Genomic DNA, 12,250 nt, shown 5'->3' with positions numbered 1-12,250 from the left:
TGAGAGTGTCTGAGATATCAAGCAACTCAATCATTCTTTACTCTAAAATAACGTGATTATTTATTCGACCTATTCGACTTTGCAAGATAGCAGGTTTAGTAAGACAGCAGGTTTTGATATGACATATCGCTATAGCGGTAGGCTGTTGCCGCTATAAGACGGTCATCTTTGGTTTTATTTTTATCAATGGTATGGCTGAGCAATGATGCGTTCATTGCTTGCAGACCATTATCTACTTTATCGTTTACGTTCACTTTTTGAGATCGTCATGGCAATATCTGACAAACCTGCAAACCGCCGCGCCGTCGCGCCCTATAACACCGATATCGGCGAGCTATTCGTGCGTCGGTTCAATGTGGTGAGCATTTATGTGGTCGTATTACTGCTCTTGGCAGCCGCAATCGTATGGAGCGGCATCAAGACTGCCGAAGCCGTTCAGCAATATCATCAGGATTATAAAACCTTGCAAGACATGAAAAAACAAGAGCGTAAGCTACAAATAGAACATCAGCGTCTATTGATTGAGCAGCAAACTTTTAGCGCCACGCCGCAAATCGCCAGTCGTGCAGTGGCGGAATTGGGTATGTACTCACCGACACTAAAGGATAAGCTGATTATTCAGCCTGGTGTCGCCACCGCCTTGGCACCAGTAGTCTCTGATGACGACGATGAGTTAGATTTAGATGTGGTCGGACCACGAGCCTCTACCGATATCTCCCCTGAAGAACCGGTAGCGGAGGCAGGACAATGAGCGACAAAAAACCTAAATCCACATCAGCAAAAAATACCAGTAAAAAACCAGCCAGTGGCAAGGTGACCAAACCATTACGCCGTGCGAGCGCTGCTAAATCTGGACAAACGAGTGATAAAGCGGCAGGCAGTCGTAAAGCCAAATTATTTGATCGTATCAAAAAGAGTGACACGAAAGGGACGCATGCTAGTGCCAGAAACCCAAAGAGCAAAAGAGGGTTTTTAGGTAAAGCCTCTGGCGCCTCGTCTCGTGGCGGCTTTGAGCAGGACAAAAACCGTTTTCGTACCGTTTGGGGTTTGGCGCTGGTTATATTGGTGCTATTGATTGGCCGTGCCTACTATATTCAGGTGGCCAACGCGCAGTTTTATCAAGACAAAGGTAATGAGCTCATTACCAGTGAGCGCACGCAAAAATCCTATCGCGGTATGATTACTGACCGTAATGATTTACCACTTGCAGTGAGCGCACCGCTGGCGACCGTGTCATTTAGCCCGCATGATTACGCGAGCGAATACTACGAGCTCAAACGTATTATCTTGACCAATCCTAATAGTCCACAATTGCAGGCGCGTATGCAAAAGCGTTTGGACAATATGGATCTGACGACGCTGGCTGCGGCTGCCAACATCTCTGTCGATGAGCTAAAAAAAGCCACGGCAATCGATGACAGTATTGATGTGACCGATGAAGCAGCAGTCAAAGCGGCGCTGCCCTCTGGTGCAGGCTCGCATTATTTACCCCTTCTCAATAAAGTCACACCTGAGATTGCGCAAAGTGTTAGCTCGCTTGATTTCCCTGGTGTCCATGAGAAAAATTTCTTTCAGCGTTATTATCCGCAGCCGCAATCTAACGCGCAGTTGTTAGGGTTTATGGGGCAAAACGCCAACGACCCTGAGGGTGGTTACGAAGGACGTGCTGGTATTGAGCGCCAGTATGAAAAAGATTTAGCAGGCGACGATGGCAAAGTGCTTGTTTTAAAAGATGCCAAACAAAACAGCTTAAAAGAGATCAAGCAACTTGAGCCTGAGATACCAGGCAAAGATGTGGCGCTGACGATTGATTCGCGGTTGCAATACTTGCTCTACAAAGAGCTAGAAAAAGCAGGGCGTCTGCAAAAAGCGCGCTGGTCGACGGGTATGATCGTCGACGTACAGACTGGTGAAGTACTGGCGCTCTCCACATGGCCATCATTCAACTCAAACAATCTCAATGAGATGACCGGTGAAAACCAGCGTAACCGTGCGCTATTGGATGTGTTTGAACCCGGTTCGGTGATGAAGCCGTTCACCGTTGCGGCAGCCTTAGATTCAGGCAAATATACGCCGACCACTTTAATTGATACCAATCCTGGCTCAATTCGCGTGCGTGGCTATACCATCCGCGATCATAATAATTTGGGCATGATCAACATGGCGACGCTATTACAGAAGTCTAGTAACGTGGCTTCAACTAAGATTGCGTTGTCGCTACCGCCTGATGCCATTACTAATATGCAACGACAGTTTGGCTTTGGTTCAAAAACGCCTTTACAGTTCCCAGGTGAGGGCAGTGGTCTGATTGTGACGCCAAAAGAGAAAGAAACCTCACGCCGTGCGACAGTCAGCTATGGTTATGGTTTACAAGTGACACTAGCGCAGGTAGCGCAGGCTTATTCAGCCCTCGCAGCAGGTGGCGTGATGCACCCGTTGACTTTGATCAAAGATGACAAACCGCAACCAAGCAAGCGTATTATGGCGCGCGAGCAGGCGATGTCTATTGTACAGATGCTTGAGAGCGTGACCGAGGCAGGTGGAACAGCTAAAGCTGCCGCCATTGACGGATACCGTGTGGCAGGCAAGACGGGTACCTCGCGCCGTATCAACCCAGAGGGTGGCTATTATTCTGACCAGTATCGCAATGTCTTTGCTGGTATGGCACCAGCGTCTAATCCAAAGCTTGTGGGCGTCATGCTCATTGAAGATCCGCGCGGTCAGATTTATGCGGGTCTAACGGTCGCACCTGTGTTCCACAACGTGATGAAAGAAGCGTTACGATTGTATAATGTGCCTTTAGATAAGCCGCTCAAAACAGAACCACAGTAGGCGTTCAATGATTTTAAGTAGTCAGCTCTTTAAGGGCTGATTTGTATTAACTGTTTAGGATTTGCTCATGACCATGCCTACCTTATCGCCAAATAGCGCCACTGTTACGACGGCCACTCTACAGCAGCTTATCCATACTAGCGATAATAGGCTGGCGCAACAGCTAACCGCGATGATCGCAGCATCGGTTCAACAGGCGTCGAGTCAGTCAGGGGCGGATCAGATTCAATCAATTGCTCATATTCCTTTTCAGCAGTTCCAACTAGACAGCCGTCAACTATCCAATAATGACGTATTCATCCTTTTAAAAAGCCACAATCCAAATTACCAAAAGAGCCGAAATTATTTGCTACAAGCCGCTGAGAAGGCTGCTTTTGTCCTCTCAGAGATGGATCCTGCTGCCTTGATTAGCGAAGCAAATACCCCTCTGAAGATGGATGGTGAGTCTAACGCACAGCAGCAATTAGCAGCGCTGCCGTGCCCAATCTTATACGTTCCTAATATTCGTGATTTCTTAGGCAGCTTAATCCAAGCATATTTGCAATATCAGCAGCCAGTGACCCTGCCAAAGGTAGTCGCTGTCACGGGAACCAATGGTAAAACCACCATCAGTCAATTGGTGGCACAGCTGACCCAATTAACAGGCATGAGCAGTGCAGTGATGGGTACGGCAGGTAATGGTCGCCTTGGCGCTTTGGTGCAAGCCAGCCATACCACTGGAGACGCTTTGGCTGTACAGCAGTTTTTATATCAAATGGGTACCGAGAATGCTGAAATATTGGCATTAGAGGCCAGCTCTCATGGTCTGGATCAGCAGCGTTTACAAGGCGTGCCAGTTAGCATTGCGATTTATACCAATCTGAGTCGTGACCACTTAGACTATCATGCTGATATGGAAGAATACGCGTCTGCCAAAGCCAAGCTATTTGATAAAGCTCACTTCCCAGATTTGACCCATGCCATCATCAACGTCGATGATGAACATGCTCAGATTATGTTGGATACAGCCACTGCTAGTGATTTGACGGTATGGACGTACAGTCTAGAGCCTGCAACATCTGCTACTTTTGTCGCTGCTGATATCGAGCCAAGTCTACAGGGCGTCAAGATAAGTCTGCGTACTGACTTTAATGATAAAACAGTTGGTGATGAGAAAACGGATATTATCGAGATTGTCAGTCCATTAGTCGGTCGCTTTAATGTTGCCAACTTGATCGCAGCGATGGCGGCAGCTGCGGCGCTCGGTGCTAAGTCAGACATCAGTACCGAGCATATTGCGACGACTGTTCCTAAGCTACAAGGTGCAGTTGGGCGTATGCAGCGCGTGCCATCGAATGATGGCTGTTTTATCGTTGATTATGCACATACGCCAGATGCCTTAAGTCAAGTGCTGGCGAGCCTGAAAACTCACTGTAAAGGTCAGCTATGGGCAGTGTTTGGTTGTGGCGGCGATCGTGATGCAGGTAAGCGCCCACTGATGGCGCAAGCGGGCCTCACAGGTGCTGATCAAGTTGTCTTGACCGCTGACAATCCACGTACCGAAGACCCTAATGCCATCTTACAGGATATGCAGGCTGGGATGAGTGCTGAGCAATATCAACGTACGCATATAGAACCTGCTCGCCAAAAGGCCATTGAATATGCCGTCAGTCAGGCAGGTCCAGACGATATTGTCGTCATCGCTGGTAAAGGCCATGAGACCTATCAAGAGATTAACAATGTCCGTTACGATTTTGATGACCGTGTGATTTTGCAGCAGGCGTTAGCGCAAGCGGGCCGTATATAGTCGAGTGATTATCGATACCCCTATTATCAAAAAATTAAACATTAAATATAAAAATTGAGTAGTCATTATATAAGGTAACCATTATGACAGCCGACAACGATAACACCATCCAGTCGCAAGGGCTTTATGTCTGGCAAATGGATAATATGCTCGAGGCGACAGCGTCGCTCGATGGTCACTGGCAACTGCCACAAGACTATACAGATGCAGGCCAGCCAGCCCTAGCCAGTCAGCGTATTGCGACCGACACTCGTACGATAAAGCCTGGTGATATCTTTTTGGCGTTACGTGGTGAGAACTTCGATGGTCATGACTATATCGATATGGCAGCATCAAAAGGTGCCATTGCTGTCATTGTGTCTCGTCCTATCTTATCTGAGTCAAATGCGATTCCGCAGCTGGTTGTCAGTGATACCCGTTTGGCGTTAGGGCAGTTGGCAAGCTATCGTCGTCAGCAGCATAAAGATCTGACCGTGATAGCGATTACTGGTTCTAGCGGTAAAACCACCTGCAAAGAAATGCTAGGCAGTATTTTTGGTCGATTGGCACCGACATTGATTACTCGTGGTAACCTCAATAATGATTTGGGTGTGCCAATGATGCTGCTTGAGTTATCAGACCATCATCGCTATGCCATTTTAGAATTGGGTGCCAACCACATTGGTGAGATCGCCTATACGACTGAGATTGTGCGCCCTGATGTGGCCTGTATCCTAAATATTGGTACGGCTCATCTGGGTGAGTTCGGTAGCCGTGAAGGTATTTGCCAAACCAAGGCGGAGATTTATCACACCTTAACGGATGCGCAGTTTGCGATTGTTCCTGATAAAGACGATTTTACCAATCAGTTACGCCGCATTGCTGAAAAGCACACGTCACATGTGATTGGGTTTGGTAATACCGATGTGAGCGCAAGCCATCTAGATGTAGAGCCTGAGCGTAGTGAGTTTAAGCTACATATCGGTAATCAGGTTCATGATATCAATTTGCCATTAGCAGGCGAGCACAATGTCAATAATGCTTTGGCTGCTGCAGCCTGTGCGCATGCATTAAATATCAACGTCAGTGATATTGTTATCGGCCTTGAAAACGCGCGTCCAGCCAAAGGTCGTCTGAACAGTCAGATACTGGGTAAGCACCGTCTGATTGATGATACTTATAATGCCAACCCACACTCGGTACGCGCCGCTGCCAAAGTATTGGCTGCACAAACGGGTACGCAAGTGATGGTGTTGGGTGATATCGGCGAGCTAGGAGAGGCGGCAGTTAGTGAGCATCAAAGCCTCGGCCGTACTATCGCGACCACAGGTATCGATGTGCTGCTCTGTGTTGGCGAATATGCCAAGGCCACCGTTGCTGGTGCGAAAGAGGTTGCTGATATCAATGCTCAGGCATTCGCAGACAAAGACAGCTTATTGCAGTATTTGCAGCCGTATTTACAAGCGCACCAAGCAAAACCTTGTACGGTGTTGTTCAAAGGCTCGCGTTCCATGACAATGGAAACACTTATTCATGCGCTAGTAGAGGAGTAGGCGGTGTTAGTTTGGTTGTTTGGCTGGCTTGGCCAGTATTATACACCGTTTTCTGCGGTTTCTTCGTTGACGTTGCGAGCGCTGCTTGCGGTTATCACAGCGCTTGTGTTTAGTATGTTTTTTGGCGGGCGGGTCATTCAGCATCTGCGTGCGCTCAAATACGGTCAGGCCATTCGCAATGATGGGCCGCAATCGCATTTGGTCAAGACCGGTACGCCAACCATGGGCGGGGTATTGATTCTCAGTGCTATTGGGGTATCGACTCTGCTATGGGCACGTTTGAACAATCCTTATGTGTGGATTTTGCTCGTTGTTATGGTGATCTTCGGTGCTGTAGGGTGGGCGGATGATTGGCTCAAAATCAAGTATAAAGATCCCAAAGGTCTGATTGCGCGCAAGAAATATTTTTGGTTGTCGATGGGCGCATTATTCGTCGGCGTCTCTTTATACTACATCGCCACACTACAGCCGGATATCAATACGACTCACGAGATGCAAGATCTGTTGGTGCCGGTTTTTAAAGATTGGATGATTCCATTTTCGGCAGTACCTTTTGGTATTGGTTTTATTATCTTTACCTACTTTGTGATCAATGGTGCGTCCAATGCGGTTAACTTAACTGATGGCCTTGATGGCTTAGCAATCCTACCAGTAGTGCTTGTCGCAGCAGGCTTGGGTGCGATGGCTTATGTGTCAGGCGATGTGCGCTTTGCGGATTATTTGCACGTTCCGTATATTCCCTATAACTCTGAAGTCATTATCGTTTGTGGCGCCATGGTCGGGGCGGGTCTTGGCTTTTTGTGGTTCAATGCGCATCCTGCACAAGTATTTATGGGTGATGTGGGCGCGTTGGCACTGGGTGCGATGCTCGGTACGATTGCCGTGATGACGCGACAAGAGATTGCCTTTGCCATTATGAGTGGTCTATTTGTCGCTGAAGCGCTATCAGTAATGCTGCAAGTTGGCTCTTATAAATTGCGCAAAAAACGCGTTTTCCGTATGGCTCCGCTACATCATCATTTTGAAGAAATTGGCTGGAAAGAAACGCAAGTGGTGACGCGGTTTTGGATTATCGCCATCATTCTCGTCATCCTTGGGCTAATGACTTTGAAGCTGCGTTAGAAAAACAAGCCTCAAACATACCTAACTTTCCTGCTTAGAAGCCATCTCGATGATTATTGAGGTGGCTTTTTATCGTCTAAGCAACACGAAATTTGTTAAAATGTGGGTCATATTGCTATGACGTTGAGATACCTGTGTCCTTATTTATTTGTCCCCTTTGCCAGTCACCCATGCAGCCTGCAGCCGATACGTGGCGCTGTGACGGTAGTTTGCACCCCAAAAACACCTCACACCCTTTTGATGTGGCTCGCCAAGGTTACGTCAACCTGTTGCCTGTACAGCAGAAGAAATCAAAAGCACCTGGCGACAGTCAAGAATCTATCAATGCCCGCAAGCGATTTTTGAACCATGGGCACTATGGGCCGTTACAGAATCTGATTAGCCAAAAGATGGCAGCGCTACTGTCAAAAAGTGAGGCCATAGAGGAGCAGGATACTCAGTCTGTGAATTGGCTTGATATTGGCTGCGGCGAGGGCTACTACACGCAGGCAATGGCACAACTTGGCTCAGGTATTATTGATAACTTACTCGCAGCGGATATCAGCAAACCTGCATTGGTGGAATTGGCTAAAGTCAGTAAGGCGGCAGGTCGTCTTTGGTATCAGCGCAATAATACTAATGCTGCCAAAACAACGGTGATTTATCCGCTAGTGACCAGCGCCGCGCATCTACCGTTACGCTCTCATAGTGTGACGGGTATTAGCAGTATTTTTAGTCCTATTTTACCTGAAGCGTTCGCTGAGGTATTGGCCGATGATGGTTATTTAATCATTGCCAAACCAGATGCCGGACACTTGGCGACGATGCGAGATGCCTTATTCGATGATGTGCGTGAGCATGATTCTGATAAGTTTTTACACGAGTTGGCGCCATACTTTACGTTGATGGGGACTGACCATGTTAGTACAGAGATGACATTATCAGCGGATGATTTGGCTGATTTAATGACCATGACCCCGTATGCCTACCGCGCACGTAGTGAAAAAAGACAAGCGTTACTGGAGCTTAGTAAGCACGCGCCATTTAATACAGAGGCCAAGTTTGTGGTTTATATTTTGCAAAAAAAGGCGTCCAGTTGAGAGCCTTTTAATATTTTTGTTACGGCATCCACTAATCAGTATTCTTGTAGTAGCTAACCGCTACCAAAGGCAAAATACTCTCGAAACCATGCATTGTAGCGAATAGACAGTGGGGTTGGGCTGGCAAGCGTGATTGGTTGCGTATAACCTTGATGGAGGGCAATGGCGGCTGCGCGGATGGTATGAAAGTCGCTGGTGACAATCGCAATCGGTACCTCTTTATCAATACCATGCTGTTCAAGTATGATTTGGCTGTACGCCAAATTCTCCTCAGTACTGGTACTTTTCCCTTCTTGATAGATACGATCTAGTGGAATGTCATGGGTTTGCGCCAAGTAAGTCGCCATGATGTCCGCCTCACTGCGCGTGTGCTCATAGCCCACACCGCCACTGGTAATAATCAATGCCTGTGGTTGCTGCTCAATCAGTGTTGCTGCCGTATCCAAGCGACTAGCTAAGGTAGGGGTCGGCTTGCCATCGACCGTCCCAGAACCGAGTACAATAATAGCTGCTACAGGTGGCAAATCTTGTCTGCCCTGGGCAATCTGCTGCTGCAATGAATAAACAAATACCAAAAAGCTTATGAACCATAACCCAAACGCTAGCCACAATCCGTACCAAATACGTCGCAGTAAAGGATTCTTAGCAAGTATTTTTATAATTAAAGGAGCACCTAGTCCATGCCCTACAAAAACCACGCCTATCAAAAAAGGCAGCACTGTACCAAAATTAACCTTATCTACGGCCATCAGAGCAGTACAGTCAATGATGAGTATGGATCCAAGCGCTATCAATACGATACGTAATAATCCAAACATAAATTTTTTATCCTGTCAGCACTGATAGATCAATCACGCTTTCTATATAAGTGTCAAACATTCAGCATCAAATATTAAACGCTACAGCCACATCAACAGCGACCAAAAGCGTTATACATACTTCTAGGTCTGCCCGTCTATTTACACCAGTGGCACAACTATACAACTGTCTGCAGTTTAGTGGACGAATATGCCAAATAAAGGTAACAATCGCAACCTTTCTTCAAGTTTCATAAAGCTACTTAATACGAGAACCAGTTATCATTTTCTTTGTCGATAGAGCGATGCTTTATCGTGATACTTCATAAGGTATCTTTAATCATCATTTATTAATATGAATTACATTAGGAAAAAACAATGAAAAAGATAATAGTAAGTTCGATTTTAGCCGCTACCGCTTGTTTATCTATGGTTGGTCAAGCCAACGCTGCACCTGACTACTCAAAATCTCATGCCGCTCAAGTACAGCATCAAAAGCATGATGCTAAAGCCAAAGTAGGTAGTAAACATAAAGTTGTCAAAAACAAGGCAAAGGTATCACAGCAAAAAGCAAAAATAGTGGCTGCCAAGCATAAAGCACAAGAAAAGCATCAAGACAAATATCAGGGCAAATATAAAAACGATAAACAAAGCAAAAACGACTACAGACACCGCTCTTAAAAGTGATATCTGATTATTTAAAAATGACGCCCTAAGTAGGCGTCATTTTTATGTGCAATGGTTTGGCTAGTAGTTGTGATATATCCGGTCTTGTATCTCTATTTGAAGAGATATTACGGTCTAGCAGGTATGCAAAACGCTCACACCTTAACGTTTCTTAAACTTTCATCAAGCTACTTAACATAGGAACTGGCTATGATAAGAGACAGTATTAACATCATCTGCGCGCGCTAGTTATCTCAAATAGTGCTTTTCAATCAAACCAGTGGTGTTAAATATTCATTGACTGTCCTAAATAATCATCTTAAAAATCGACTGAGAGCGCCCATGAGACAAACCTTGTTCGTACTATTTATCACCTTATTCAGTGTAATAGGCTACTCAGCCAACGCGATGGTACCAAGCATTGCTTTTGCAGAAGCAGTAAACGCGACTCCAAAACCAGTCATGTCTGCTGAAACGAAAAAAATCAGACGAGACTGCCGCATAAATTTGGGGTTGAACAAGTTACATATGAATCTAAGTGACAGTGAAAAAGAAGCAATAAAGAGATGTATAGGCAGTAAACAGCTGTAGATTTAGATATTAGCAGCAATAGAGCAGTGATATGAGCCAGCAATATTCTTTATTGGTGGTTTTTTTTGATAGATAGGATAAAAATCACCATTTAGGCAGCATTAGACGATCAGACTGACAGTCTTACTGTTAAGGTGTCTGGATTTTATTTAGGATAGAGTATGACAGTACAGAAAAACTAGTGCGTTTCTCAGAATAGATAAGATTGGCGGTGAAGGAGGGATTCGAACCCTCGATACGCGATTAACGTATACACACTTTCCAGGCGTGCGGTTTCAGCCACTCACCCACTTCACCGTTTTTTGAACGCCTAAGTATAGCGGATACCATTTAAAATGTCACGACTTGCGCGCTATCTTTCTTTATTGCTAACTGCCTGCTAGGATAGCAGATACGCAATGATGAGTATAAATGGTTGAAGATTGAATGATAAGTTTCCGTGAGCGCACATATGGGCTTAAACACAGCATACTAATGACTGTCATGACAGTTGCAATAGGTATCACTCAAGCGCATGCTGATAATTTCACGCAGTGTAGCCAATCTTTTTATGGTGGTATCTATCCTGAATTTACCAACACCAAGCTGAGTAATAAGACACAAACACTATGCATGGATGGCTTTGCCGTTATGTACTCTGGTGTATCACGGACACCGCTGTGGTCAGCAGAACATCTAGATCGTGCGCGTCTGCAGCAAGCCAAACAGATCGACCGTGAAGATAGCTTCCATGAAGAAAGCAAGCTCCCAGAATCAGCACGCGCGTCATTATCTGACTATTCAGGTTCTGGTTATGATCGCGGGCACCTAGCACCAAATGCCAATATGGCAACGCGCAGCCAACAGTATGATAGCTTCAGTCTGGTCAATATCGCGCCGCAGTCGCCGCGCAATAATCGTTATATTTGGCGCAATATCGAATCGGCTACTCGCTATTTGACCCAGCAATACGGTGAGGTTTATACCATTACTGGCGTCGCATTTACCAATACTAAGACCAAGCAGCTTGCCAATCGTGTGCTTGTACCCAGCCATTTTTTCAAAGCAGTGTATATACCCGCGACCAATCAGGCAGGGGTATATTACGCACCAAATGACGAATCTGAACGCATTGATGTTATTAGTATCGATGAGCTGACCGCTGAAACCGGTATCGATGTCTTGCCGATGTTGGACATTCAAACTAAGCGAGAAGCATTGGATTTGCCATTGAAGGCAGGGGAGAGTTCAGACACAACTGATGCGCCAGCTCAGGAGCCGGATTGGATGCTATTCGTCTGGGCTATTTTGGAGTGGTTACTTTCGCAGTTAAAGGCATAGAGCAAAACGTAGAATACTTTTTGAGTTTTAAATACACCATAAGGATGCACACATGATTGACCCATTCGCCAATGATCACCAAAGCATGCAGGTTGGTGATCTTGTTATTGAAAACCAAAAGGACAAAATCATCATCTATGGTGATCTAGACCTGACTTTGGATGCATCCGGATATGAACACGCTCAGCAATTGCATGAGCTAATGAGTCGGGTCATAAACATATTTGAAAGTAAAAACCTTTATAATAATAATGATGATAAGTCAAAGGAAAATGATGACCAATTGGGCAAAGATATCGACAATCCCTTCTTGTAAGTCTTTGATATGGTTTTATTTTATAGAAATAATAAAGTATAAAAAAATTACTAGGCAAAGTCGGAAAATTGATTATAATGAGTCAAGACATCGCTTATGTCGCTCAAAATCTTTGACAAAGAGTTATGAGCAATATCGATAACCTACGCTTTATAAGTAGAGAGTCGCAAAGCTTGTAATAAAAGATTCTAGCAAAGGATAAGCATAGG

General features: G+C 45.6%; 11 protein-coding genes and 1 tRNA gene. 9 read left to right on the top strand and 3 right to left on the bottom strand.

The genetic code is table 11. From position 1 onward, the window contains the following. Nucleotides 1-95: 95 nt before the first annotated feature. On the bottom strand, nucleotides 96-254 hold the full coding sequence (locus PSBA01_RS02620; RefSeq protein ID WP_156770989.1) for a hypothetical protein: 159 nt from the start codon (nucleotides 252-254) through the stop codon (nucleotides 96-98). 14 nt (nucleotides 255-268) lie between these two features. Between PSBA01_RS02620 and PSBA01_RS02615 the strand changes: the two genes are divergently transcribed. From PSBA01_RS02615 to PSBA01_RS02590, 6 genes are all read left to right on the top strand, one after another. Next, complete coding sequence (locus tag PSBA01_RS02615; RefSeq protein ID WP_071003736.1) at nucleotides 269-751, top strand: cell division protein FtsL; 483 nt, start codon at nucleotides 269-271, stop codon at nucleotides 749-751. Continuing rightward, nucleotides 748-2,832 carry a peptidoglycan D,D-transpeptidase FtsI family protein gene (locus tag PSBA01_RS02610; RefSeq protein ID WP_186474971.1) on the top strand — a complete coding sequence of 695 codons (2,085 nt, stop codon included), beginning with the start codon at nucleotides 748-750 and terminating at the stop codon, nucleotides 2,830-2,832. Before PSBA01_RS02615 ends, PSBA01_RS02610 begins: the two co-directional genes overlap by 4 nt. Nucleotides 2,833-2,899: 67 nt before the next feature. Further along, on the top strand, nucleotides 2,900-4,618 hold the full coding sequence (locus tag PSBA01_RS02605) for a UDP-N-acetylmuramoyl-L-alanyl-D-glutamate--2,6-diaminopimelate ligase (RefSeq protein ID WP_186474970.1): 1,719 nt from the start codon (nucleotides 2,900-2,902) through the stop codon (nucleotides 4,616-4,618). 83 nt (nucleotides 4,619-4,701) lie between these two features. Continuing rightward, complete coding sequence (locus PSBA01_RS02600) at nucleotides 4,702-6,150, top strand: UDP-N-acetylmuramoyl-tripeptide--D-alanyl-D-alanine ligase (protein ID WP_093070127.1); 1,449 nt, start codon at nucleotides 4,702-4,704, stop codon at nucleotides 6,148-6,150. A 3-nt stretch (nucleotides 6,151-6,153) separates the two neighbouring features. Further along, the gene (gene mraY, locus PSBA01_RS02595) at nucleotides 6,154-7,272 is read left to right on the top strand and encodes a phospho-N-acetylmuramoyl-pentapeptide-transferase (RefSeq protein ID WP_186474969.1); all 1,119 of its coding nucleotides are present in this window, start codon (nucleotides 6,154-6,156) and stop codon (nucleotides 7,270-7,272) included. 170 nt (nucleotides 7,273-7,442) lie between these two features. After that, nucleotides 7,443-8,351 carry a putative RNA methyltransferase gene (locus PSBA01_RS02590; protein WP_228724622.1) on the top strand — a complete coding sequence of 303 codons (909 nt, stop codon included), beginning with the start codon at nucleotides 7,443-7,445 and terminating at the stop codon, nucleotides 8,349-8,351. Nucleotides 8,352-8,404: 53 nt separating this feature from the next. Here the strand turns inward: PSBA01_RS02590 and PSBA01_RS02585 are convergent, their stop codons facing one another. Next, nucleotides 8,405-9,169: a YdcF family protein gene (locus PSBA01_RS02585; protein WP_186474968.1), complete on the bottom strand. Its 765-nt coding sequence runs from the start codon at nucleotides 9,167-9,169 to the stop codon at nucleotides 8,405-8,407. A 357-nt stretch (nucleotides 9,170-9,526) separates the two neighbouring features. On the opposite strand from PSBA01_RS02585, the gene PSBA01_RS02580 reads away from it, so the two are divergent. Then, nucleotides 9,527-9,829, top strand: a complete 303-nt coding sequence (locus tag PSBA01_RS02580) for a hypothetical protein (protein ID WP_071002761.1) — start codon at nucleotides 9,527-9,529, stop codon at nucleotides 9,827-9,829. Nucleotides 9,830-10,611: 782 nt separating this feature from the next. On the opposite strand, the gene PSBA01_RS02575 is transcribed toward PSBA01_RS02580, so the two are convergent. Further along, nucleotides 10,612-10,702: transfer RNA gene (locus PSBA01_RS02575), tRNA-Ser, on the bottom strand. A 186-nt stretch (nucleotides 10,703-10,888) separates the two neighbouring features. Here PSBA01_RS02575 and PSBA01_RS02570 point away from each other — a divergent pair. Together PSBA01_RS02570 and PSBA01_RS02565 are read left to right on the top strand one after the other, a co-directional pair. Continuing rightward, nucleotides 10,889-11,725 (top strand): DNA/RNA non-specific endonuclease, encoded by an 837-nt coding sequence (locus PSBA01_RS02570; protein WP_228724621.1) that lies wholly within the window; start codon nucleotides 10,889-10,891, stop codon nucleotides 11,723-11,725. Nucleotides 11,726-11,777: 52 nt separating this feature from the next. Then, nucleotides 11,778-12,041, top strand: a complete 264-nt coding sequence (locus tag PSBA01_RS02565) for a hypothetical protein (protein ID WP_186474967.1) — start codon at nucleotides 11,778-11,780, stop codon at nucleotides 12,039-12,041. Nucleotides 12,042-12,250 lie beyond the last annotated feature (209 nt).

The organism is Psychrobacter sp. KCTC 72983, from assembly GCF_014280455.1.
GTDB classification, from domain to species: Bacteria; Pseudomonadota; Gammaproteobacteria; order Pseudomonadales; family Moraxellaceae; genus Psychrobacter; species Psychrobacter pacificensis.
The sequence above is the reverse complement of the archived record's forward strand: the minus strand, read 5'-3'. Positions and strand labels throughout refer to the sequence as shown.